Below are 26,972 nucleotides of genomic sequence, written 5' to 3'. Positions count from 1 at the left end.
GAACTTCATCTGAAGTTCCTTTTACTTATTTTATGTTCAATACGTATGAACCATCTTTATTCTCATATTTATAGACGTATAAATAATATTTACCTGGCTTTGCATTATAAGTTCCTTTAACTACATTGCCTTCATTTTCACCATATGCTACATAGTTATTTAAATCTGATTCATGATGAAGTACCCATGTCATTCCGATATTTTGTTCATTTAGTAGAGAAATATTAATATTTTCCGGCGAGTCAATTTGGAAAGTAAATACATCTACTCTATCACTATTATGTAGCATTCCTTTCACCGGTGTATGAAAGTTAACTTTATTTGCCTGTCTAGGCTCATTATTTGGTTCATTTTCTGTTACTTGTAATTCATTCCCACCGTTTGGTTTTCTTTGTTCATAGCCTAAGTTTACTAGTATAGACTTCAAATCTGGTAAAACACCAATTTTATCTGCATATGGATCTTTAGATTTTGTTCCTGTGCTCTGGTTGCTTAATATTGCTCTTAGTTCACTAGGTCTATATGGTTGTCCTAAATTTTCTTTAGCAATGCTTTGTACTAAAGTCGCTGCCCCAGCAATAATTGGCGAGGCACTAGATGTTCCGCTAAAGCTTGAAGTATAAAGATTTACAGCACTTCTACTTTGTTCAGCTGTAGTTGTATCTACATTTTCTCCCCATCCGTACACATCAATACGGCTTCCATAATTCGAAAACCACATACGTTCATGAGGGAAAGATGAAGAGCCAGCGCCTACCATAATTGCACCCGAATCTTTAAAATCTTTACTATTACGATTTAAGACTTGCTTACCTTTTCTATCTTTGAACTGGTCTAAATCATTCCACCCATTTGCTCCAGCCTCTATAATTACAATCCCTTTATCTGTACCAGCACGAATTGCATCAAAAATATCTGGTTGTACTTCAACAGGTAAATATTTATCACCATATCCATCAAAGGATGCTTGCGCCTCTAATAATAAAACATCCCCAGCTTCTAACTGATTTACAGCGCTTAATATTGCATCAGCCGTATTATACTGTCCGTTATCTCTTATTTGAGAGATAACCTTTGCTTTCGCTTTTGGCGCAATCCCAATATTCCCGACTTCATTGTCCTCAGAGGATACAATTCCTAGTACAGACGTCCCATGACCGACATGCTGATCTATATTTCTTCCAGACATTAATTCAATATTTTGATGTAATAAATCCTCATGATTTAATAGCCATCCGTATTCCATATCAACAAAAGTAATACCATTTCCATTACCGCCTTGAATTCCCCAGGCGAAAGGCGCATTAATACCGTATGGGGCTGCTTCAAGATAACCTTGTTTTTTAAATCTAGGATTGTTATTAGGATTAAGAGCTACACTTGATGATTGCACTTCAGGTGGCATTATTTTCTCTTGTTTCTTCATATACGCATCTTCTATTAAAGAAGATGCCTTTAACTTATCTACTATTTCTTCTTCATACCCACTATTTTGATTTTGAAGAATATAGTAGTTTAATAGACTTGTAGATACATGATTAGGTGCTTTCACTTCAAGGTTTTGTATTTGTTCCGGGCTTACAGATGTGAATAAACGAGTAAATGTTACATCTGGATATTCTGTCAAAAGATCTTTTATTATTTTATCATTCGTTTGAGATTGTATTTGTTTTTCAATACCATCTTCATATGGCAAATCCAAATCCGCTTTAAATTTTACAATGATTTGCTTATCTGTTTCTTGTTCTATCCCTAATTTACTCTGCTGTTCTATAGAATCAGCATATACACTATTGATAGTGCCTCCTGTTCCTAAAAGTGTTGTAATGATTACAGTTGACGCACACATTTTTTGAAATATTTTCATTACATCAATCCTCCTATTAATAATTATTAATCATTATATTAATCTATAATGATTAATCCTATAACGTATTCCCTTTCTACTAAATAGATTATAGTAATCAGAAATATGAACTTCAATGTATTTTCATATGCAATATTTCATATTCTGACTCTACACTAAACGAATATGAAACTTATAGTGATTATTTATTTTATATGTGCTAATATACTTACATTAATATATTACGCATATACACATTTCAAACTACATTACTTAATCGTTTTACCTTAATTTTTTCTTAGGAGGATTTACAATGAAATTACTAAAAATAAAACATATAATTCCTTTATCTGCGGCCGCAATTACATTCGTATGTAGTCAAAGTACAGCTGAAGCTTCTACCATTCATACAGTAAAAAAGAACGATACACTTTGGAGCATTAGTAAACAATACGGAGTTTCAATACAATCCATTAAACAGGCTAATAATAAAGGAAACGATAAAACCTTTATTGGCGAACAGTTACATATTCCAGGGTCCGTGAAATCAAATGAAATCACTGTTCCTCAAAATGCCAAGCCTGCGAACATTTCTGAACAAATTATTTATCAAGTACAACCGGGAGATTCATTAGAAACGATAGCAAAGCGTTACAATGTCACTGTCCAATCTATAAAACAAATGAACAATACAGTCGGAAACAAGCTTTATACAGGACAACATTTAAAAATCAACTCAAGTATTTCACAAAAAGAAAAAGACTTAATGGCACGCTTAGTTACCGCTGAAGCAGGTGGCGAATCCTATAAAGGAAAAGTAGCAGTAGCCAAAGTTATACTAAATCGTGTAAATGCAAAAGGTTTTCCAAATACAATAACAGGCGTTATTTATGAACCTATTAAATACGGATATGCATTTACTCCTGTTACAGATGGAAGAATTAATCAACCTGCAAGTGCAGAAGCAAAAATGGCTGTAGAAGAGGCTATCTCCACAAATGGAGTAGATTCAGACTGGATTTATTTCTACAATCCAAAAACATCAACGGACAAGTGGATTACGACACGTCAAACAGTAGCAGTAATTGGTAATCATGTGTTTGCTAAATAAGATTTAAAATCATTAACAGACCTCTTCACTTAAAAGGTCTGTTTTTTCTATGTAAGATGTTATTAATCATATGACATAGTTATTTTTTAAACTGTTTCTTCTTTCAAATAAAAATTTTTGTATTTACTCCACCACTCGTAGAAATTAATAAAGCATCAAGTTCAAAAACTCCCACTTTATTAATAAAAGCTATTTCTTAACTTCATAAAATTGTTATACACTAGAAAAATAAAAAACAAACTATTCGTTAGCAGGTGGAAGAATATGTATGATGTTACGATTATCGGCGCTGGAGTAAGTAGCATTTTTATGGCTTATTCACTAGCTAAAAGTAACAAAAAAGTTTTAATTCTTGATAAAGGTAAAGCGCTAGAAGATCGCCATTGTCCTTTAGACGAAGGAAAAGTGTGTAATTGTACTACATGTGATAAATATTTCGGGTTTGGTGGTTTAGGCAAATCTGAAGGGAAATTTAATTATACAAACGGATTTGGCGGAGAACTTGAGAAAAAAGTCGGTAAAGAGGGTTTTTTACAACTCATGGCTGAAGTAGATGAAATTCTATGTCAGTTTGGTGGAAGTTCGGTTTCAAAATATTCTACTGAAAATTCAAGTCTCACTAAGAGAGCTGAAGCGTCTGGTTTACAAATGCTAACAACAGAAGTAAGACATCTTGGTACTACACTTTCCAGTAACATTTTTCAGCAGCTCTATGAATTTTTACTGACGAAAATAAAGATCCAATTTCATATAGATGTACAACATATTCTGAAACAGGAAGATCATTTTACAATAGATACAAATCAAGGAACAGTTCAAACTAAGCAACTAGTATTTGCAACTGGGCGCTCTGGGGCCGATTGGTTAAAAGAAATGTGCAGTTCCCTAAATATTTCTCAGGAGCAAACACGTGTAGATTTAGGAATTAGAGTAGAAATGAAAGAACATCAATTACGTTCTATATTAAAAGATACTTTTGAAACAAAACTTTCTTATCAAGGTGAGCATTTCACAGCAACTACTTACTGTATGAATCCAAAAGGACGCATCATTCGAAAGTACGAAGAAGGTTTAGTTATGCCTGACGGTCAAAATTTTCGAGAGCAAGGAACTGGCACTTCTAATTTAAATTTCACTTTATTTATTCCTAACTATTTTCCAACTCTCAAAGAAGCAAATGTATACGCAAGTTCAATTATTAAAGGCATTAACCAAGGACGAGATCGGATTGTTATACAGCGCTTAGAGGACTTACTAAAGAAACAACCTACGGCGGAAAACAGCATGGAACATAGCCGTATACAGCCTACACTACAGGGGGATTATGGAGATTTGAATCAAGAAATTCCTCAATTATATATTGAAGGACTCAAAGAATTTTTATTACGTTTAGAACAATTTATACAAGAACCTATTGATCAACATACTTTACTATATGGAATTGATGGAAAGTTCTATGCTCCTACGATAAAAATTAATAATCATTTTGAAACTAGTATACATGGGCTATTTTTAATTGGAGATTGTTCAGGCGTTACGCATTCATTATCTCAAGCAGCTGCAAGTGGTCTGTATGTTGGAAAGTACTTATCTGACATTTAATTTCTATCATTAAAATGTCAGTCAAATATTTTCAATTTCAAAACACTTTACTTACATATAGTAAAATTATATTAATAAACCCCCTATCCTTCCCTGCTAATAATTAACCGACAAAAAATCGGGATTTTACAAAATACATATGTAATATAACTGTATATTTAAAACGATTGACATTCAATTCTAATAAATTGAATGTCAACAGTTTTAAAAGTCTCTATCCATTTTCACTTCTATTTGTTCGATATTTTGTAACATCATCATAGTGTTTAATATGGTAGGATGTCTATAAGTCAATTTCACTACAACTATGACTTGTTCTGCCCGTTTCTCAAAAAGAGTTATATTTATGCTACTACGCTTTAAAAATCCCCATTGTATATATATGAATACTTAAAATTATTCCCTTTAGAAAACAAAGTCTAAATGGTTCATTACACTCTAATAGTTATAAAAACATAATATATAACTTTAGTTAAATAAATTATATAAAGAAGGTGTAAAAATGAAGAACAAAATAAATTTACAAATGCAAAATATAAGTTTTGTTATAATAATGGCTTTAGCAGTATGGTTAAAAACATATCTTATTACACGATTCAGTTTTGATTTAAAAATCGAGTCTTCAACGCAAGAGCTCATTTTGTTTATTAGCCCTCTAGCCGCATCATTAGCATTTGTTGGATTAGCATTATTTGCAACTGGTGAAAAGCGAAATTATATAGCGGTCTGTATTAATTTCTTATTAACAATCGTGCTTGTTGGAAATGTAATGTTCTATGATTTTTATAGTGATTTCGTTACATTACCAGTACTTGGACAAACCTCAAACTTCGGCCAATTAGGCGGCAGTATTATAGAAATATTAAACTACAAAATTATACTCGCATTCGTAGACATTGTTTTCTTCTTTATTTTATTAAAAAAGAAATCATTGGTCTTTAAAACAGAACGTGTAACTCATTCTACGCGCTTGTTATACTTTCTTTTAACGATTGGTGTATTCTTTGCGAATCTACATCTTGCATAAAAAGAGCGCCCTGAATTATTAACAAGATCATTCGACCGAGTCATGCTTGTCAAAAATTTAGGCTTATATACTCACCAAGTATATGACTTAACACTGCAAGTAAAAGCTGGGTCACAAAAAGCACTTGCTGATAGTAGTAAATTACAAGAAACTGAAAACTACGTAAAAGCAAATCAAAGCGAGCCAAACCCTAATATGTTTGGTGCAGCGAAAGGAAAAAACGTAATTGTCGTCACTCTTGAATCCTTGCAGACCTTCTTAATAGGCGCATCAGTGAACGGGCAAGAAGTTACACCATTCCTAAATGAATTCATAAATGAAAGTTATTACTTTGATAACTTTTTCCATCAAACTGGTCAAGGGAAAACATCTGATTCTGAATTTCTAATCGATACGTCGTTGTATCCATTAAATCGAGGAGCTGTATTCTTTACACACGGTAACAATGATTATACTGCAACTCCAGAAATTTTACGTCAGCAAGGTTATTTCACTTCTGTATTTCATGCGAATAACGCAACATTTTGGAATCGTAATATCATGTACTCTGCTCTTGGTTATGATCGTTACTATAATGAGCTTGATTACAAAATTACACCAGAAACAAATTTAAATTGGGGATTAAAAGATATCGAATACTTTGATCAATCAGTAGATATATTAAAAACTGTTAATCAACCATTCTATGCTCGTTTCCTTACTTTAACAAACCATTATCCATTTACGTATGATGAAGATACAAAATTCATTGAACCATACAACTCTGGTAATGGCGTATTTGATCGTTACATCGTAACAGCACGTTACTTAGACGAATCAATTAAAAAATTTATTGAACGTCTAAAGGCCGAGGGGCTTTACGATGATTCTATTATTGTGTTATACGGTGATCATTATGGTATTTCCGAAAAACATAATCGTGCAATGGCACAGTTTTTAGAAAAAGATCAAATAACAGAATTTGATACTTTAAATTTACAACGTACACCTTTCTATATTCATATTCCTGGACAAACAGAAGGTCAAACTATTTCAAAGCCTACTGGACAAATCGATATGAAACCTACTATTCTAAATTTATTAGGTGTTGATTCTACGAATGATATTCGTTTTGGCCATGATATGTTTTCAGATGAATATACTGGCTTTGTTGTTTTACGTGATGGTAGCTTCGTTACAGATAAGTATGCATACAAAAACAACACTTTCTACGACCGTATAACAGGTGAAATTGTAGATTTACCAAAAAAAGAAGCTCAAGCCCTCATTAAACGTGCCCAAAATGAATTACGAATGTCTGACAAAATTATTGAAGGCGATTTATTACGCTTCTCAGAAAGCAATAAAATTAAAACTGGCGAAGTACAAACTAAAATTAAAGAAACAGAAAAATAATCTATATATGAAAAAGGAGCAACTTATTACAGTTGCTCCCTTTTACTTTTATTCTACGCTTGTTTCTAAAGCTACATCCGCAAAAGTATTATCATCACCTATATTTAAAATCACTTCACATTGACGCAATCTCAATTCAAAGAGCATGATAGAATCGTGATAGATTTCAGGATTTGATTTCATCTTATGTAATATCTCTTGTTTTTCTTGTATTTCTAAATGCGTGTTTTCTACAGCTTGCTTTAAGGAGTTAAATGGATTCCTAAAGAATATATTAATATCTCGCTCTTGTGTGTTTTCAAACAGCTCAAATTGCAAGAAAAATTTCTTCATAATAGAAGCCGTTACTTCAGTATAATCTTCATTTTCTACATACTGTTTGTATTTGTTATATAGCATAGATTTATTTTTAGGAAGAACTCCAAATAATTTACCGGCACTTTTCAGTAAGAATTGTGCTGGCGTAAATCGACGTAAAATATTTACTTCATCCATTTGTATTCTAGTCGTCATCCTGTCAGTATCTCTGCGCCAGTCATCAAGCACTTTAAAGTCACATTCTAACTGTATTCTATTTTCTCCAAATAGTGAATTAAGCCCTTCACTAAGTTCTTCTAAATACGTTTGACTTTGAAGAAGCTCATTATTAGAAGTTGCAATCCAATTTTGCATAGAAAGAGCCAGATTAGGTAACACAGTTTGTTCTAAATATTTATGCACTCTTTCATTCATTGCTTTATTTAGTTCCGTATCCATGTGCCCGAAATCACTTTCTTCACTAATTAAATTAGAACAGCTCTTTAATATCTTCGGAATATTTTCAGTAAGATCATTTGTAATTTCAGTCTTCATTGAACGATATGATTGTGTAATGAAATGAATTTTTTCCCTCTCAAATGTAGTAAGGTTATTAATGCTACCGTTTAGTTTCACTAGCATATCTTCATTCCAATTAATAGCATCCACCAGATTATTTTCTTTCTCAACACGTTTATCCAAAAGATATGTAATTGTTTTTCGAATGAAAAATAATAACTTTTCAGTACGTTCTGCATCGATATTTTTATGATTAAAGTTAAAATGAATAAACTCAGTTAAATCATTTAATTGTTGACTACTTGTATATAACGAGGAATAAGGGAAAATTCTCGCATACGGGAAATATGTGTTTATTCTCGTTGCCGTATCATGTAATACCCTTTTCACTTCTGCTTCACTGTAAATGTTATCGATTTTATTTAATAAGAAATGAATTTGTAAATTTGGCGTATGTTCTTGAATACTTAATAGAATGTCACGTTCTTTATCAGTAAAAGGTGAATCCGCATTCAATACGAACAGTAATTCGTCTACAGAATTTAAATATTCGAATATCTCATCTCTAGTGTCGTTATTCCTATTAAAGCCAGGTGTCACTACAAATGTAAGTTTATTTTCATTTAAAAATCTGCATGGTAATTTAAATTCAACACACGCTCTATCTCTATATGTTTGATGGTGCTGAGACATCATATTATGGTAATCAGAGACATCTTCCGTTGTTGTAATCGCTGAGTCTGTTATAGCGTTTATTTCTATATGAGCATCATTTTTTAAAACTACTACATTTGAAATTGATTTTTCTAATATATTTTCTCCTAATATAGAGTTAATAAATGTAGTTTTTCCGTTCCCTGAAGTTCCCGTTACTAAAATACGATTTGTTCTTAAATCTGCGAGCTCGTCAACTAACCATTTAAATCGGTGACCTATTTCTATATTCTGCTTTTGTGCCCACTGTGTAATAGATTCAAAAAGGTGTAAGCTGTACTCTAAGCCATTTACATGATTAATAGAATGTGACAGTAAGTTTTCCGCATGTTCTATATTTGCTGAATCTATTTTGGAAGGGAAAATCTCATCCCATGCCAATACAGCTGCAGATGGAAATACAGCATAAGATGGATTGACTACCTTTAACCAATTTGCTAACAGATTTGGTATGATATCGTTTAATTGTCTAAGCGTATATTGACCTTGAATTAATGCAAAGTACGTTTCTTCGTAAAGAGCAGAAACTTTGTTCCATATATCAGACGAATGTATTTCAATATGTAAGAAAAATTCATTTATTGTGTTAAGCCACAATAAGTAATTTTTTTCATTTTTATAACTGTTCCAGAGTGATGAAACCATTTGCGTAAATTGTACTTGATCTACATTATTTAATGTAGCTAATGCATCATAAAAATAGTCTGGTGAAATATGTTTAGTAAACCCTTTATCGATATATCCTTTTAACACCTCAAACCACGGATACGATTCTATGCGAATTAACTCATTCACAGCAAGCTCTACTGCACTATCAAAATCTTGCTGTTCCTCATAAAAGGAACGGGCAATTTTTGTGACATTCGGATAATCAGGATTTAAAGAAACTGCTTCTTTAATAACACCGAAAGCTGAGTCAAAATTATTTTGCTCAATGTAAAGAGAAAGTAATTGTAGTCTAATTTCGGTCATCAATATTTTATTATCAGTAGTAATAGAAGTATAAATATTTTCAGCAAATGATAACTGATTCAGTTCGAAATAAGCATCCGCAATATTTTTTTGTGCCCATGGTGCTAATTCATTACTAACCTTCTCCCATTTAAAAATAGCTGCTTCAAAATCTTGATGACGATAATAAAATTCACCTTGTGCAAAACGAATATAAGACCCATCAGAAATCTCATTTTTTTCTTCGTTTACATAAGCTTGTCCAAGTACGTCAAGAGTTGGTTTTGTTTCATTCTCCATTAGGAATGTTTCATAATACATCTTTTTTATTAATTGTTTTTCTAATCTCATCTTTTCCCCCACTATATCTTGAAAATACATTTTTAAGATATGTCAATACTTTTTGTATGTATGCTTTTTATCTTAACAAAGAATATCTTTTGGAAAATTTCATTTTCCTTTCATTTTTCAAGTTAGATTGAATTTTTATGAGAAAAGTTTCAGTTTTTTTTCAATTACCTTTCAGTTATGAAACAGCATTAAATGTTCCTAATAACCTAATAACACTATAATATTCCACATTATATTATCAAGAAAACCCCATATAAACCATATTATAAAAACAATCTATATTGAATTTATATACATAATTAATTGTGCTGTCAAACAAAAAAAACAACAATAGGAGCCAACAGCTATTCATACCATTTCTTTCTCAAATTGTTTTCCTTTAAAATGTTTCAGTAGTTATGTAATTAAATTCCATTAACCTATATAAATAACTAGTCCAAAAAATATCTATATGCATATCATGTTATAGTAAAGAATTTAGGAGATCCTAAAAGGAGGCATTTTCATGTTTGAAGATAAATCTAAAATAAATTACCCATATGAATTTACTGAAACTACAACAGTTCCTCTAAAGAACCCCATTGATAAAAAATTCAAGAACGGCACAGGTACACATAACTTCCCAATTAAGAAGCACTATAAAGAGCAAGTTCTATACACTGAAAAAATTAATAATAATAAAAATAAGTAATTGTATAGATCTTTATAACAATTAGCTAAATAAGAAGCAACATTCAACCATGCATAGTTATTTAGTTAGTAATGATACAATTCATGCACATTTTAAAAAGTGCTGTATACAGCGCTTTTTTATACATAGATAAATTTAAGCTAACACAACCAAGAAATAAACGGTAAAATTACTCCACCATATTCTCGTTTAACTATTAAATCTACATATGAAAAGGGAGCAACAGTAAATGTTGCTCCCTTTTGAAATATAATTTATTCACTCTACATAACCCTCTTAAACATCTTCTCCAACTCATAAGTAGAATGATGCACAAGAATCGGTCTTCCGTGTGGGCATGTGTATGGGTTTGTTGTTGTACGTAATTCTTCCAGTAAGGCAAATATTTGATCGTTCGTTAAATATTGATTCGCTTTAATGGATGCTTTACAGCTCATCATGATGGCTGCTTCTTCACGTAACTTTTTAATATCCACTTTTTTTAGTTTGACAACTTGCTCCATCATTTCATCGATAATTTCTGTTTCTTGTCCTTTCGGGAACCATGTTGGATGCGAGCGGACGATAAAGGATTGATGGCCGAATTGTTCTAAAAATAGCCCAACTTTTTTTAGTTCTTCTAACTGTTCTTCGACACGTAAAAATTCAGTAAGAGATAGATCAATACGGTACGGTACAAGTAACTCTTGTACTTCTTGCGCTACCCTTCCTACTTTATCACGGAAGTATTCATAATTAATACGTTCCTGCGCGGCATGCTGGTCAATCATATATAAGCCTTTATCATTTTGAGCGAAAATATATGTTCCATGCATTTGTCCAATTGGATAAAGCGGTGGTAAGTCATTCCCGTTCATTTCAATCTCTTTTATTTCCCGAACTTCTTCTTCTAATTCCTCTAGTTCAAAATCCTCTTCATTACTATCCCACGATTTCTCTTCTTGAATTGGTTCTTCGATTATCGGTTTAGTGGATGGTTGCCAACTTTGTTCTTCTCTTATGAGCGACTGTGGTGGTTGCCATTCTTGTTTCGGCGGTTGCCACAGTTGTGGTGGCTGTTTCACAGCCTGCGGTTCTTCTTGTTTTGCATCCATGCCAGTTGGTAAAACAATGTCCGGCATAGATGGTTCTTTCGGCTTCGCATGCTCAAACTGGAACTGTTCTTGCACACTTTCGTCTTTTTCTTTTTTCTTCGTTGTTACGCCTGCATCTGGAATGAGCTGTATTTTTTTAAATGCAGCTTGCAATGTTTCTTCGATCAGCTTTAGCAATTCTTGTTCTTTACTAAAACGAACCTCTAACTTCGCTGGATGTACGTTAACGTCAACTAGCATTGGATCCATTTCAATCGATAAGAAGCCAATTGGATACCGGCCAACTGGCAGTAATGTATGGTAGCCTTGCTGAATTGCTTTCATTAGTACAAAGTTTCGAACGTAACGACCATTTACGATCGTTGACATATAATTACGAGATGCTCTCGTTACTTCTGGTAATGTTACATAGCCTTTAATTGTAAAATCTAAAGATTCAGCTTCAATTGGAACAAGCTTCTTCGCAACTTGAATACTGTAAATCGATGCAAGTACTTGTCTTACATCACCGTTACCTGATGTATGAAGCAATTTCTTTTCATTATGAAACAGTTTTAACGATACTTCTGGATGTGACATTGCAATACGATACACGATATCTGTAATATTCCCGAGCTCCGTATGAATGGTTTTCATATATTTAAGACGCGCTGGAGTATTAAAGAATAAGTTTTGTACTGTAATATCTGTTCCTTTTCGGCTCGCAGTTTTCTCTTGTTTTATAATGTCTCCACCTTTAATTATGAGGTGTGTACCAGGCGCATCACCTGTGCTAGTAATTAATTCTAATTCACTAACAGAGGCAATACTCGGCAATGCCTCACCGCGGAAACCGAGTGTTCTTATGCGAAACAGATCGTTTTCATCTTTAATTTTACTCGTCGCATGGCGTTCAAAAGCGACGATACAGTCTTCTTCTGCAATACCATCACCGTTATCAATGATACGAATTTTCGATAACCCAGCTTCTTCTAAGTGGATTTCAATAGATGTACTATTCGCATCGATAGAATTTTCCACAAGTTCTTTTACGACTGAAGCAGGGCGCTCTACTACTTCCCCTGCCGCAATTAAGTTAGAGAGTTGGTCATCGAGTTTGCGAATTTTCCCCATCTACTTACTCATCCTTTCTTTAACTTTTTCTGTAAGCGATACAATTCGTTCATCGCTTCTAAAGGTGTCATATCAAGTAAATCGATTTTTTTAATTTGCGCCAATACTGCTGTTTCTTTTTGATCTAGCAGAGGTTTGTCTTGTTTCTTCGAAGACTGTTCTCCTCCAAAGAAAGATAGTTGCGATTCTTCTTCAGTCTCTACTTTCGTTTCCTGTATTTCTGCTATTTCCTCTTTTACAACTACAGGTTCTGGAGCAGCTTCTTGTACTTTCACTTCTACTCGTTTTGGAATAATAATTTCTTCCTGTCCTTCTAGCTGTGCTAACACTTCTTTCGCGCGGGCGATTAAGCTATCTGGAAGCTCTGCAAGTTGCGCAACGTGAATTCCGTAACTTTTATCAGCTGCCCCGTCTTGAATTTTATGAAGGAATACTACTTTTCCATTCTCTTCAATTGCTGAAACGTGTACATTTTTCAGTTGATCTAAACTCTCTTCTAACACAGTCAATTCATGATAATGCGTAGAGAATAACGTTTTTGCACCAATTTGGTCATGAATATGTTCAATGATTGCTTGTGCAAGTGCCATACCATCATAGGTAGATGTACCTCGTCCAATTTCATCGAATAAAATTAAACTTCTTTCTGATGCGTTTGCAATTGCATTTTTCGCTTCTAACATTTCGACCATAAATGTACTTTGACCTGATATTAAATCATCCGCTGCACCAATTCTCGTAAAGATTTGATCAAATACAGGTAATACTGCTTCTGTTGCTGGTACGAAACAACCGATTTGCGACATAACAGTTACAAGTGCTAATTGTCTCATATACGTACTTTTACCAGACATGTTCGGTCCTGTAATTAAAAAGACATCCATCTTCTCTGGCATAATACAATCATTCGGTACATACAATTTCCCGTTCAATACTTTTTCAACGACAGGATGACGACCATCTTTAATAAAGATTTCACGCTTCGTTGTTAGTACAGGTTTTACAAACTGTTCTTCTTCACTAACTGTCGCAAAACTTTGCAGTACGTCTAATTCACTAATTACTTTTGCTAAATGTTGTAATTTCGGAATAAATACTTTTACTTCTTCACGAAGCGCTGTAAATAAATCGTATTCTAGTTGTACAATTTTTTCTTCTGCTTCTAAAATTAACGTTTCTTTTTCTTTCAGTTCATCTGTAATGAAACGTTCAGCATTAGCAAGCGTCTGTTTACGTTCATAGCGACCTTCTGGAAGTGCTGCAAGATTCGCTTTCGTTACTTCAATGTAGTAACCGAAAATACGGTTGTATCCGATTTTTAACGATTTAATTCCAGTAATATCACGTTCTCTTTTTTCAAGCTCAGCAATCCACGTTTTCCCGTTTTTACTCACGTAACGATATTGATCAAGCTTGTCATTATAACCATCTTTAATAATATCTCCATCTTTAATTGAAAGCGGTGGGTTTTCTTGAATACTTCTTCCTAGTAATTCTGTTAAGCTTTCACATGGATCTGCACCTTGAATTAATCTCGATGCATAAGCGTTATCTAACAAACTAATTGCTTCTAAAATAGCTGGCACTTGAAGTAATGAACGTCTTAATTGTAATAAGTCTCTTGCATTTACGTTACCAAATGCAACTTTTCCTGCTAAGCGTTCTAAATCATATACTTCTTTTAACTTTTCTTTTAAATCTTCACGTAAGAAGTAATCATTTACAAACGTTTCAACCATTTCTAAACGCTCTTCAATTCTTTCTTTCTGTATAAGTGGACGTTCCATCCACTGTTTTAACATACGACCACCCATAGCTGTTTTCGTCTTGTCCAATAACCATAATAGTGATCCTGTTTTTTCTTTCGTCCGAAGTGTTTCTGTCAGTTCTAAGTTTCGCTTTGAATGTACATCAATTTTCATAAATTGATTCGTATAATAAATTTCTACTGGTTGCAAATGATCTAAAGAACGTTTTTGCGTTCTTATTACATAGTTAAATAAACGTCCAACTGCTTTAATTAATTTTGCTTGTGAAACATTTTTCACAAGATGTTCTAATCCTTCCGGAATTGCCGTTGCATCTTCATACGAAATCGTCATTTTCAATGTTTCAGTTAACTTGTTTAGTTCATCTTTAGAAAATGAAGAATCAACAACAATTTCTTTCGAACCAGTTGCATACACTTCTAATAAAATATCTTCTACTGAACCAGTCAGTAACGTTACTGTATTTTGTCCAGTCGTTAAGTCGTTACAAGCTAATGCATATGATCCATCTTCAAAATGTGTTAATGCGGCTAAGAAGTTGTTTTCTTTCTCATCAATTGTACGCCCTTCCATCATCGTTCCTGGCGTAATTAATTGTACTACTTCACGACGTACTACACCTTTAGCTGTTTTCGGATCTTCTACTTGCTCACAAACAGCTACTTTATATCCTTTTTCAACAAGTTGTTCAATATAGTTTTTAGCCGCATGATATGGTACACCGCACATTGGTATACGTTCACTACTACCACCATCTCGGCTCGTTAATGTAATTTCAAGTTCATGGGCTGCTTTAACAGCATCCTCAAAGAACATTTCATAAAAATCGCCTAAGCGAAAAAATAAAAAGGCATCTTGATAATCTGCCTTAACCTTTAAATATTGCTGTATCATAGGCGTATATTGAGTCATACTTTTCCTCCATAATTCTTACATGATAATCTATTTTCATATATGTCGCATTTCACGGACACTCTTATCTCCTATTTCAGGAGTCTTTCTTCATTATAACATATTTCATAAAGAATCATGTTCATTCAGCGCCACTTATGTAAAGTAAAAAGCTAGGAAGAACTTCTCCCTAGCTTTCTATTACTCTTCTTCTGCATCAACGATAAAGTTCGGATCTAATTCTTCAAATTCATCATCAGCAATTTGGAAATCATCATCTGATTCTACGCAGCCTTCAGGATTTACACTTACACAAATTTTCGTTTCTCCAACTACTTCTGTTACAAATTCACGTTCTACAGTTACAACAATTTTATTACCATTTGGTGATACAAGTGCTTCTAAACAATTTGGCGGCTGAATAACACGAGCAATAATTTCTAAATCGTCACCAGAAAAGTTTTTATCACGATAACCAATACTTACTTCGTCCGTGTAGTTCACACGTTCTGTTACAACTTCAGTCTTTGTATTTCCATCAAATGAATACCAAGTGTTCACATCATAGAAACCTTCAATTTCCACATGTTTTCCATTCTTTCTTGCTTCGTACGAGTGGTTAATTACCCAGCACCCTAAAATACTTGTTGGCTCATTATTCGATTCACATGTATGCGTTGACTTTGTATACTTACGTCCTTTTCCAACCACTGCTTTTGTAATAATCTCTCTAAATTCGGACATTCGTAACCCTCCTCAATCACTATTCACTTAATCATATGCGTGACAATAGCGGAATGTGTCATTCTTTTTTTGAGAAGACCTTACGTTTAATCCACAAAAAAAGAGATGTCAATATGACATCTCTTTAACAACCACAATTTCCTTTTTTACTTTCTACCGCTGCGCCAGTTTCACCCTTTAGTACATCGCCACCAGTTGAAATTAATATTTCATCTGTTACGTTGTTAGAAATTGTACTAGCAACTAACTGTAATAAGTCATTTACGTATGTTTGTGAAGATTTAAATTGTTGTACGACTGGAATACTGTCTAACTTATCTTGCAATGCATCAATTTCAGCTTCTACCTTTTTTAAAGCTTCCCATTTCCCGTAATGTTGCAAGTTTACTGCTTGTTTTTGCAGTGCTTTAATTTCATCGATTGCGCGCTTTACATTTTCATTTTTATGAATTTGCGCCTCTGCTTTCTTAAAAAAATCAACTTCTTCTGTTTCAGAAATCATTTTTGCTAATTCTTTCGCTTGTTCAACAATGTCATCTTTCGAATATACTTTCATCTATTATTTCACCTCAATCGGCTCTTCAACTAATTCCCCGTTAAGAGACCAAGTTTTTGCTTCCGTTATTTTTACTTTCACAAGCTGACCAATTAAAGATTTTGAAGCGACGAAGTTTACAAGTTTATTCGTACGAGTATAACCTGCAAGTACTTCCGGATTATTTTTACTTTCCCCATCAACTAACACTTCTACAATTTGACCTTTGTAACGACTATTCTTTTCAATTGCCAACGTATTTACTAGTGTATTTAAGCGTTGAAGACGTTCTTTCTTTACTTCCATCGGTACATTATCTTTCATTTTTGCAGCTGGTGTACCTTCGCGAGGAGAGTAAATGAATGTAAAGGCAGTATCAAACCCTACTTCACGATATAACGACATCGTTTCTTCAAATTGCTCATCTGTTTCATTTGGAAAACCAACGATAATATCTGTTGTTAATACTGCATCTGGAATTGCTTCTTTAATTTTTCTTACAAGTTCTAAATAATGCTCACGCGAATATTTACGTGCCATAATTTTCAGCATATCCGTACTTCCAGATTGAACTGGTAAATGAATATGTTCTACTAGGTTGCCACCTTTGCCAAGCACTTCAATTAAGTGATCATCGAAATCACGTGGATGGCTCGTTGTAAAACGAATACGGGCAATATCAACTTTACGAAGTTCGTCCATTAAATCGCCAAGACCGTATTCTATATCTTCAAAGTCTTTACCATATGCATTTACGTTTTGACCAAGTAAAGTAATTTCTTTATAACCATTTGCAGCTAAATGACGAATCTCTTGGATAATATCTTCTGGACGTCTACTTCGCTCTTTTCCGCGTGTATACGGTACAATACAATACGTACAGAATTTATCACAGCCATACATAATATTTACCCAAGCTTTAATATCACCACGACGTACTTTCGGAAGGTTTTCAATTACGTCACCTTCTTTTGACCATACTTCAACTACCGTCTCTTTCGAGAACATCGCATCTTTTAGAATGTACGGTAATCTATGAATATTATGCGTTCCAAATACCATATCTACATGCTGATTTTTTTGCATAATTTTATTTACAACAGATTCCTCTTGAGACATACAACCACATACACCAATTAAAAGGTCTGGATTTCTTCGTTTGAGTGACTTTAAATGGCCTAGCTCACCAAACACCTTATTTTCAGCATTTTCACGAATTGCACAAGTGTTTAATAAAACTACATCTGCATCCTCAGTTGAAAAAGTTGGTTCATATCCAAGTGCGGTGAAAATGCCTGCCATTACTTCCGTATCATGCTCATTCATTTGACAACCATATGTACGAATATAGAACTTTCTTCCTGTACCAAAATTGCGAAACTCTTCAGGTAAGCCAAAATCCCGTTCAATTTTAACTTCTTCTTTCCCGCGCTTTTTCGCATCCTTTAAGGAAGGTGGTTGATATACACTTTCAAAGTATTTACTATAATCTTTCTCTTCTTTTTTCGTAGAGGAATTTGCTTGTTGACTTGCTAATCGTTGTTGCTCGTTCATCGGTAATCTCCTTTCACCCTTAACTATACATACTCTATAGTCCATTTTAATGCGCCTAGACTCACCTCAAAAATGGTTAGATAGCTTGAGAGATAACTTGTCCTTTGAAACTTGAGTAATCAATCTAATCATTCATAAGAATGAAGTCTTCCCCACGCAAATAGACATTCCCTTTTTATCATTTCTTGTTGTCCTACCAAAAAGCATATTGCTTTATCCCTATAAACATTACCATAGTATGATGTATTTCGCCAATTTTAACAATAAAGAGGCCCTTTATTATCTTACATTTCATAAGCAATGAACTTGCCATTTTCATACAACGATTTATATATTATTTTATCATTCTGAATTTTCTAAGTAAATAAGACTACCCTATATTTTTGTACATAAAAAAAGGTTACCAAATCGGCAACCTCCTCTTCTTACATTACATAAATTCAGCAACAAGCTCATCAAACATTTTCTGATCCATATTTAAATCAGATTTCACTAAAGGCTCTTCACTATAGCCTTTAACAAGTTCTTGATATGATGGTTGCTTAGTATTTTGATAAATTAACCCTGTTACTAAACCGTTATTTTCCATTAAAGTTTGCATAGCCATCATGCGATTAGATGGATCATATCCCTCTACTGTGCTTAGTTTCGTTAAATTCTCTTTAAACCAATCGTAAGTATTTACTTTATTGTAAGTAACACATGGGCTAAATACGTTAATTAATGAAAATCCTTTATGGTTAATACCAGCTTCAATAATTTGTGTTAATTCTTTTAAATCACTCGAAAAGCTTTGCGCCACAAATGTCGCACCAGCTGTTAAGGCCATTTCCATTACATTTAGTGATGGTTCAATTGAACCTTGTGGTGTGCTTTTCGTTTTAAATCCAGCTTCACTACGTGGTGAAGTTTGCCCTTTTGTTAATCCGTAAATTTGGTTATCCATTACGATGTACGTAATGTCGATATTACGACGAATAGAATGGATTGTATGACCCATACCAATCGCAAATCCATCACCGTCACCACCTGAAGCGATAACTGTTAAATCACGATTTGCCATTTTCACACCTTGCGCAATTGGAAGGGCACGACCATGAATACTATGCACACCATATGAATTAATATAACCTGAAATACGGCCTGAACAGCCGATACCAGAAATAACAGCAAGTTCATCTGGATTTAGGCCAACGTTAGCTGCCGCACGTTGAATTGCAGCTTGCACTGAGAAGTCTCCGCAACCTGGGCACCAGTTTGGCTTTACACTGTTACGAAAGTCCTTAAATGTTGCCATTTAATACAACCCCTTTTTTGCATTCGTTGTAAATCTCTTTCGGCAAGAATGGGTTTCCATCATATTTTAAAAGACTAGAAATTTTCTCACCATTACCAAGATTCATTTTCATAATGTTAGCAAGCTGACCTGTTGCATTGTTTTCTACTACTACAACACGCTTCGCCTTTTTCACAAGTGGAACGATTTCAGCTGTTGGGAACGGGTGAATTAAACGCACATGAGCATGGTTTACTTTCATACCCTCTTGTTCTAAACGCGTCATTGCCTCTTCGATCGCACCACGAGTTGAGTTAAATCCAACAAGCAATACGTCTGCTTCTTCATGCTTAACATTTTTATAAACAGGGGTATTAAACTTCAAGTTCTCCATTTTACGGAAACGTTTGTCCATTTGATCTTTACGGTTTATTGCTGATTCCGATGGTTTTCCAGTTTCATCATGTTCTACACCTGTAACATGGTGAACACCATTTTTCATACCAGGTAAAACACGTGGTGAAACGCCGTCTTCTGTTACTTCATAACGCTTGAAGTATGCTTTATTTTCACGTTCTGGTAATTCTACTTCTAAATCAAGCTTACCACGACGAATTTCCACTTTATCTAATTTAAGTGGTTCTACTGTTTGTTTTCCTAAAGAAAGCTGTAAATCTGTTAAGAAAATAACAGGAACTTGATATTCTTCAGATAAGTTAAATGCTTCTACAATGTCATAGAAAGCTTCTTCAACTGTACTTGGCGCCATTACGATTTTTGGAATTTCACCATGCGTACCGTAAATCATCGCCATTAAGTCAGACTGTTCTTGCTTAGTTGGTAATCCTGTACTTGGGCCGCCACGTTGTGTATCAACAATTACTAATGGAGTTTCTGTAATACCTGCTAAACCGATTGCTTCCATCATTAATGAAAGACCTGGACCAGCAGATGCCGTTAATGTACGAACACCAGCATAGTTTGCACCGATTGCCATTGTACAAGCTGCGATTTCATCCTCAGTTTGGATTACTGTTCCGCCGACTTTCGGTAATTTTTTAATTAAGTATTCCATAATTTCTGATGCAGGTGTGATTGGGTATGCTGACATAAAACGAGCACCACCAGCTACCGCACCAAATGCGATTGCATCGTTCCCAATCATAAACATGCGTTTTTTACCATCAGCTTTTTCAAGCTGCATCATGTTTACTTTCTCACCTAGTAATTCTTTCATATATTGAGAGCCACGTTTAATTGCGTCCATATTCTTTTGAACGACTTGCTCTCCTTTACGACCAAAGATTTCTTCAACAACATCTAAATAAGCTGTTTCATCTAATCCTAATACTGCACTTGATGCTCCAACAGCAACCATGTTTTTCATTAATGATGTACCTAATTCTGAAGCAATATCTGTAAACGGTATCACATACAGATTTACATCTGTATTGTCAGGTATTGTCGGATTAAATTTCGCATCTGCAACTACAATCCCGCCCGGACGTAGTTCGTGGAAATTAAAATCAATTGTTTCTTGGTCAAAAGCAATTAAAATATCTAAATCATCTGAGATCGCTCGTACTTCTGTTGTACTTACACGAATTTTATTATTTGTATGGCCGCCTTTTATACGTGATGAGAAGTGGCGGTAACCGTATAGGTAATATCCTAATCGGTTTAATGCAATACAGAAGATTTCTCCTGTACTTTCAATTCCTTCACCTTGTTGGCCTCCAACTTTCCATGAAAGTTGACTAATCATCTCCTACACCCCTTTTGGCTGCATTCATTGTAGTGTATTTTTTTACAGTAATAGTTTAGCATTTTTTATGCAAATAAACTACAACGGACGCAAATTATGCCTCTTCTGATTTCCCTGAATCTTTAGTATAAAGCTATTTTGTTTTTCATTCTAGTATTAGGTCTTAAAAAAAGCAATAAAATCAAATGAATTAATTTTAATTTTTCTGAATTTTAAACCAAAACTTAAAAACTCATATGTTCTACAAAATTATCATATAAAAATCGTTCTACAGTAGATGCAGCATAGTGTTTACAAAGCTCATTCATTACATTTTCATAATCTCGATAAACTGATACATTTACAACTGTTTCTAAAATCCCATCAAAATCTGAACCAAATCCTATATTGTACTCTCCACCTAATGAACAAATATATTCGATATGTCTTACTATATCTGTTATATTTGCTTCATTTTCATTCGTTAGAAACTGCGGTACAAAAGTGACACCGATCATGCCATTTTTCTTTATAAGAGCTTTAAGTTGTTCATCGTTTAAATTACGTGGGTGCTCGCAAAGTTTCATACAATTTGAGTGGGAAGCAATAGGATTTTTTGCAATCTCTATAACATCCCAAAAACTTCTTTCATTCAGATGAGACACATCAGTCCATACATGTAGCGCATTCAGTTCTTGTACAACCTGTTTACCAAAATTCGTTAAACCCGCCCCACGTGTCTCTAGCGCACCATCAGCTAAGAGATTGGCATAATTCCATGTTAGTCCAAAAGAACGTACTCCTAGGCGATACAACAACCGTAATTTCATTGCTTCTTTTCCAATTGCTTCGCATCCTTCTAGTGTTAATATCGCTCCAACCTCGTCCTGTTTTAACATGTTAATATCATCTTTTGTCTGAATAAACTTTACACCTGGTAGGGATAAAATTTCATTATAAAAAATATCTACCATTTGTAATGCTGCTTCAAATCGGTTTTCATATGCCACTGTTTCTGGTACATATATAGCAAAACATTGTATACTTCCTTTTCTTCTCTTTAACTGTTCAAATGTAATATGTAATTGTGAATCATCGTTAAAATTCCTTTTCCCTTGTGCACTCCATAACTGAAGAAGCACGTCACAATGAGCATCAAAAATTTTCATTTTCATTCCTCCATTATAAAAACAACCTGTTTGCATACTGCAAACAGGTTGTTTAAAACTTAACGAGGTTCTACAATTAATTTTATTGCTGTACGCTCTTCGCCATCAATCATAATATCTGTAAACGCTGGGATACAAATCAGGTCCAAACCACTAGGCGCTACAAATCCTCTTGCGATTGCTACTGCCTTTACCGCTTGGTTCAATGCACCTGCACCAATAGCTTGAATTTCTGCTGTTCCGCGTTCGCGAATAACACCTGCAAGTGCACCAGCTACAGAATTAGGGACCGACGTTGCTTTAACTTTTAATATTTCCATTCCGCGTTTCCTCCTCGTTTCTTTAAAAAGTATTAGCAATTATTTCACTTTAACTTATATTCACGAGGAATAGCGCGTATTCCTGCTAAATTTTCGTAATTTTTCTAAAAAATTAAAATATAATAACTTATCTAAAATTTAACGGGAATTTACTCAAAAAATGGTTGATCGTCATTAATTAAAATACGTTCAATTTTCTTTGCTTTTCCTGTATTTGGATCCACATCAATTAACACTGCACTTAATTGCGTTCTACCATTTGTTACTTCAAATCGTACTGGTAAGTTTGTTAAAAACTTCTTCAATACTGCTTCTCTATCCATACCTAATATTCCATCATACGGCCCTGTCATTCCAACATCTGTAATGTATGCCGTTCCGCTTGGTAAAATACGGTTATCTGCTGTAGGGACATGCGTATGCGTACCTACTACTGCTGTAGCACGTCCATCTACATACCAACCTAGCGCTTGTTTTTCACTTGTAGTTTCCGCATGGAAGTCAACAAAGATAATATTCGTACGTTTTTTCGCAATATTAATTAATTCATCCACTTTACGGAATGGACAATCAATCGGAGGAAGGAAAGTACGTCCTTGTAAGTTAATAACTGCAACTTCTGTTCCATTACAGTTCACAAAGATAAGTCCTTTTCCTGGAGTTCCTTCTGGGAAGTTAGCTGGTCTTGCAAGATATTTTGCATCATCGATGAATTCAAATACTTCACGATTATCCCAAGCGTGGTTTCCAAGTGTAACTGCTTGCGCCCCACATTCTAAAAAGTTTCGATATATTTTTTCTGTAATCCCACGGCCACCTGCTGCGTTTTCTCCATTAATGATTGTTACTGTAGGTGTATATTTTTTCTTTAATGCCGGTACGTATTGTTGAATCATACCTCTACCAGGAGATCCTACTACATCCCCAACAAATAATATTCTCATATGTCTTACCCTTTCTATGTACTGCATTTTTTATTGCTATAGCATCAAGTAAATTCCTTATAATATGTTTATTATAAGTTTGTTTCACTTTTATACTATATAACTAACTGTCTTTATTTTATCCAATTCCAACACAAAAAAATAAAGTGGTGTTTCACCACTTTATTTTGCGTATTCCACTGCACGTGTTTCACGAATAACAGTTACTTTAATATGTCCTGGGTAATCCAGTTCATTTTCAATACGTTTTCGGATATCACGAGCTAAACGATGAGCTTCTAAGTCATCGATTGTATCTGGTTTTACCAAAATACGAACTTCACGTCCTGCTTGAATTGCAAATGACTTTTCAACGCCTTCATAAGACTCTGAAATCTCTTCTAACTTTTCAAGACGACGAATATAGTTTTCAAGTGTTTCACTACGAGCTCCCGGTCTTGCAGCTGATAAAGCATCTGCTGCTGCAACTAAAACTGCAATGATAGAAGTTGGTTCTGTGTCACCATGGTGAGATGCGATACTGTTTATAACTACAGGATGCTCTTTATATTTCGTTGCAAGTTCAACACCAATTTCAACGTGGCTTCCTTCTACTTCATGGTCAATCGCTTTTCCGATATCATGTAATAGACCTGCACGTCTTGCTAGTTTTTCATCCTCGCCAAGCTCTGCCGCCATAAGTCCAGTTAAATATGCAACTTCCATAGAGTGTTTTAAGACGTTTTGACCATAACTTGTACGGTATTTTAAACGACCTAAAATTTTAATTAAATCTGGATGTAATCCGTGAACACCCACTTCAAACGTTGTTTGCTCTCCGACTTCGCGAATATACTCGTCCACTTCACGTCTTGATTTTTCGACCATCTCTTCAATACGCGCTGGGTGAATACGTCCGTCCTGTACTAGTTTATCAAGAGCGATACGAGCTGTTTCACGACGAATTGGGTCGAATCCAGAAAGGATTACTGCCTCTGGTGTATCATCGATAATTAAGTCAATACCCGTTAACGTTTCTAACGTACGAATATTACGACCTTCACGCCCGATAATACGTCCCTTCATTTCGTCATTTGGAAGATTTACAACCGAAACGGTTGTTTCAGCAACATGATCAGCTGCACATCTTTGCATTGCAAGAGATAAAATCTCTTTTGCTTTCTTATCCGCTTCTTCTTTCGCGCGAACTTCACTTTCTTTTACCATAACAGCGATTTCATGAGAAACTTCACTTTCTACTTTACCAAGAATAATTGCTTTCGCTTGTTCGCGTGTCAGATTGGAAATGCGCTCTAATTCTGTTTGTTGCTTTTGAACTAACTCTCCCACTTTGCTTTCCAACTCTTCAATCTGTTGTTGTCTCGCTACAAGAGATTCCTCTTTCTTCTCTAACTGTTGCTCGCGTTTATCGAGCGTTTCGTCTTTACGATCAAGGTTCTCTTCTTTTTGCATTAAACGATTTTCTTGTTTTTGTAATTCGCTTCTACGGTCACGAATTTCTAATTCAGCTTCTGTACGAAGTGTATGAATTTCATCCTTTGCTTCTAAAAGCGCTTCTTTCTTAAGTGCTTCAGCATCACGATTCGCTTCGTCTAAAATACGTCTCGCTTCATTAGCCGCACCATTAATCTTCGCTTCAGCAATAGACTTTCGAACAAAAAAGCCAACAACTGCACCGACTGTTGCAAGCAAAATGGAGATGAGTATCCAAACTGTACTCGTCATGATTTCACCTCCCCTTGCTATGAATGAAAAAAGACTGTCGGCATGTACATTGAATTACAACATACAGCAAAGACCGTCGTCCCGCTTTTTTAAGGGACTTTCTTCATTTCACAATTAAAATGTCATATTATTATTTCGGTAAGATTTAAACCTTACTCCGAATATTACTTCTCTTCTTGAGAAGAGTATATTGTATATAAGAAAAAATATACATTCTCATTGTATCTATCGTAATTTTCATTGTCAAGCGTTGTCTACTTTTACTTTCTTTGCCTTCAGCCTTGAATGTGACCTAAATTTTAAAAGTAAGGAGCCTACTATACTGGAAAACCTTAGTAATTCCCATTTCTTTTACTTAAAATATTTATATATCCCTCTTTACACAACGCATTTGAAGTAAAAAAATATTTTTTATCTATAGTATTATGCTCCTTAATAGTAGATAAAAAAATAAAAGACACGAGGCCGTGTCTTTTATTTTTTTAATCAAGAAGAGTTGAATCTTCTGCGCCCTCAGCACCAGAATCTTCACTAATTCCGTGATGCTCACGAATAAAGAAAGCAATTTCTTCTCTTAAATCTGTATTTTCTTTTAAGAACTGCTTCGAATTTTCACGACCTTGTCCTAGGCGTTCTTCATTATAAGAATACCAAGCACCGCTCTTTTGAACGATATCAAGCTCAGAAGCCATATCCAAGATTTCACCTTCTCTTGAAATACCTTCTCCGTACATAATATCAACTTCAGCAACACGGAATGGTGGTGCTACTTTATTTTTCACTACTTTTACTTTTGTTTTATTACCAACGATGTCGTTACCTTGCTTTAATTGCTCCGCACGACGCACTTCAAGACGAACAGTTGAATAGAATTTCAACGCACGACCACCTGGAGTTGTTTCTGGGTTTCCGAACATAACCCCAACTTTTTCACGAATTTGGTTAATAAAGATTGCAATTGTTTTTGATTTGTTGATTGCTCCTGAAAGCTTACGAAGTGCTTGTGACATTAAACGTGCTTGTAAACCTACGTGTGAGTCACCCATGTCGCCTTCAATCTCTGCTTTCGGTACAAGAGCTGCTACAGAGTCAATTACGATAATGTCAACCGCACCACTTCGTACAAGTGCTTCCGCGATTTCTAATCCTTGCTCCCCTGTATCAGGCTGTGATAATAGTAATTCATCTATGTTAACGCCTAATTTTTGTGCATATACAGGATCCATTGCGTGCTCCGCATCGATGAATGCTGCTTGTCCACCTTGACGTTGTACTTCTGCAATTGCATGTAATGAAACTGTCGTTTTACCTGAACTTTCAGGTCCGTAAATTTCGATAATACGGCCACGTGGATATCCGCCTACCCCTAGTGCCACATCAAGTGCTAAAGAACCACTAGAAACCGTAGAAACTCTACGCTCCGCTTGTTCTCCTAATTTCATAATTGAACCTTTACCGAATTGCTTCTCTATTTGTTTTAACGCCATATCTAACGCTGCTTGACGATCACTCATTCAAAATTCCTCCTTAACTGAATTGCTAATCTTATTATACCTATTTTCAATTCAATTTGCCAACAAAAATCGAACA

At 34.6% G+C, this 26,972-nt stretch carries 17 protein-coding genes and 1 pseudogene; 4 read left to right on the top strand and 14 right to left on the bottom strand.

Annotation, left to right across the window (positions count from 1 at the left end):
• Positions 1–25: 25 nt before the first annotated feature.
• Positions 26–1,867, bottom strand: a complete 1,842-nt coding sequence (locus tag ACTFO4_RS05855; protein ID WP_242259265.1) for a S8 family peptidase — start codon at positions 1,865–1,867, stop codon at positions 26–28.
• 292 nt (positions 1,868–2,159) lie between these two features.
• Between ACTFO4_RS05855 and ACTFO4_RS05850 the strand changes: the two genes are divergently transcribed.
• The 3 genes and pseudogenes from ACTFO4_RS05850 to ACTFO4_RS05840 all read left to right on the top strand — a co-directional run bounded on the left by ACTFO4_RS05850 (position 2,160) and on the right by ACTFO4_RS05840 (position 6,981).
• The gene (locus ACTFO4_RS05850) at positions 2,160–2,957 is read left to right on the top strand and encodes a cell wall hydrolase (protein ID WP_061457637.1); all 798 of its coding nucleotides are present in this window, start codon (positions 2,160–2,162) and stop codon (positions 2,955–2,957) included.
• A gap of 264 nt (positions 2,958–3,221) precedes the next feature.
• Positions 3,222–4,559 carry an NAD(P)/FAD-dependent oxidoreductase gene (locus ACTFO4_RS05845; protein WP_098770999.1) on the top strand — a complete coding sequence of 446 codons (1,338 nt, stop codon included), beginning with the start codon at positions 3,222–3,224 and terminating at the stop codon, positions 4,557–4,559.
• Positions 4,560–5,061: 502 nt separating this feature from the next.
• A pseudogene (locus ACTFO4_RS05840) lies at positions 5,062–6,981 on the top strand (LTA synthase family protein).
• 48 nt (positions 6,982–7,029) lie between these two features.
• Here ACTFO4_RS05840 and ACTFO4_RS05835 read toward each other — a convergent pair.
• Positions 7,030–9,813: a dynamin family protein gene (locus ACTFO4_RS05835; protein ID WP_098770997.1), complete on the bottom strand. Its 2,784-nt coding sequence runs from the start codon at positions 9,811–9,813 to the stop codon at positions 7,030–7,032.
• A gap of 505 nt (positions 9,814–10,318) precedes the next feature.
• Between ACTFO4_RS05835 and ACTFO4_RS05830 the strand changes: the two genes are divergently transcribed.
• Positions 10,319–10,504, top strand: coding sequence for a hypothetical protein (locus ACTFO4_RS05830; protein ID WP_000461138.1), 186 nt, complete (start codon positions 10,319–10,321; stop codon positions 10,502–10,504).
• Positions 10,505–10,767: 263 nt separating this feature from the next.
• Here ACTFO4_RS05830 and mutL read toward each other — a convergent pair whose 3' ends face one another.
• From mutL to recA, 12 genes are all read right to left on the bottom strand, one after another.
• Positions 10,768–12,711 carry a DNA mismatch repair endonuclease MutL gene (gene mutL / locus ACTFO4_RS05825; RefSeq protein ID WP_000516465.1) on the bottom strand — a complete coding sequence of 648 codons (1,944 nt, stop codon included), beginning with the start codon at positions 12,709–12,711 and terminating at the stop codon, positions 10,768–10,770.
• Positions 12,712–12,719: 8 nt separating this feature from the next.
• Entirely contained in the window at positions 12,720–15,392 is a 2,673-nt protein-coding gene (gene mutS / locus ACTFO4_RS05820; RefSeq protein ID WP_000196021.1) for a DNA mismatch repair protein MutS, read from the bottom strand.
• Between the two features lie 180 nt (positions 15,393–15,572).
• Positions 15,573–16,115 carry an outer spore coat protein CotE gene (cotE, locus tag ACTFO4_RS05815; RefSeq protein ID WP_001288799.1) on the bottom strand — a complete coding sequence of 181 codons (543 nt, stop codon included), beginning with the start codon at positions 16,113–16,115 and terminating at the stop codon, positions 15,573–15,575.
• A gap of 124 nt (positions 16,116–16,239) precedes the next feature.
• Positions 16,240–16,671 (bottom strand): RicAFT regulatory complex protein RicA family protein, encoded by a 432-nt coding sequence (locus tag ACTFO4_RS05810; RefSeq protein WP_000870461.1) that lies wholly within the window; start codon positions 16,669–16,671, stop codon positions 16,240–16,242.
• Between the two features lie 3 nt (positions 16,672–16,674).
• Complete coding sequence (gene miaB, locus ACTFO4_RS05805) at positions 16,675–18,204, bottom strand: tRNA (N6-isopentenyl adenosine(37)-C2)-methylthiotransferase MiaB (RefSeq protein WP_001005386.1); 1,530 nt, start codon at positions 18,202–18,204, stop codon at positions 16,675–16,677.
• A 430-nt stretch (positions 18,205–18,634) separates the two neighbouring features.
• Entirely contained in the window at positions 18,635–19,501 is an 867-nt protein-coding gene (locus ACTFO4_RS05800; protein ID WP_000190155.1) for a 2-oxoacid:ferredoxin oxidoreductase subunit beta, read from the bottom strand.
• The gene (locus ACTFO4_RS05795; RefSeq protein ID WP_440013057.1) at positions 19,488–21,245 is read right to left on the bottom strand and encodes a 2-oxoacid:acceptor oxidoreductase subunit alpha; all 1,758 of its coding nucleotides are present in this window, start codon (positions 21,243–21,245) and stop codon (positions 19,488–19,490) included. The genes ACTFO4_RS05800 and ACTFO4_RS05795 overlap by 14 nt, the downstream gene beginning before the upstream one ends.
• 224 nt (positions 21,246–21,469) lie before the next feature.
• The gene (locus ACTFO4_RS05790; RefSeq protein ID WP_000688045.1) at positions 21,470–22,393 is read right to left on the bottom strand and encodes a dipeptidase; all 924 of its coding nucleotides are present in this window, start codon (positions 22,391–22,393) and stop codon (positions 21,470–21,472) included.
• Between the two features lie 59 nt (positions 22,394–22,452).
• Positions 22,453–22,713 carry a stage V sporulation protein SpoVS gene (gene spoVS / locus ACTFO4_RS05785; RefSeq protein WP_000404341.1) on the bottom strand — a complete coding sequence of 87 codons (261 nt, stop codon included), beginning with the start codon at positions 22,711–22,713 and terminating at the stop codon, positions 22,453–22,455.
• A gap of 149 nt (positions 22,714–22,862) precedes the next feature.
• Entirely contained in the window at positions 22,863–23,657 is a 795-nt protein-coding gene (locus ACTFO4_RS05780; protein WP_001221095.1) for a TIGR00282 family metallophosphoesterase, read from the bottom strand.
• Between the two features lie 162 nt (positions 23,658–23,819).
• On the bottom strand, positions 23,820–25,382 hold the full coding sequence (rny, locus tag ACTFO4_RS05775; protein ID WP_000204911.1) for a ribonuclease Y: 1,563 nt from the start codon (positions 25,380–25,382) through the stop codon (positions 23,820–23,822).
• Between the two features lie 482 nt (positions 25,383–25,864).
• A complete protein-coding gene (recA, locus tag ACTFO4_RS05770) occupies positions 25,865–26,896 on the bottom strand; it encodes a recombinase RecA (protein WP_001283860.1) in 1,032 nt (343 codons plus the stop codon).
• Positions 26,897–26,972 lie beyond the last annotated feature (76 nt).

This window comes from Bacillus cereus group sp. MYBKT14-1 (assembly GCF_051915185.1).
GTDB classification, from domain to species: Bacteria; Bacillota; Bacilli; order Bacillales; family Bacillaceae_G; genus Bacillus_A; species Bacillus_A cereus.
Note: the sequence above shows the minus strand (reverse complement) of the source record. Positions and strands in the feature narration are given on the sequence as shown.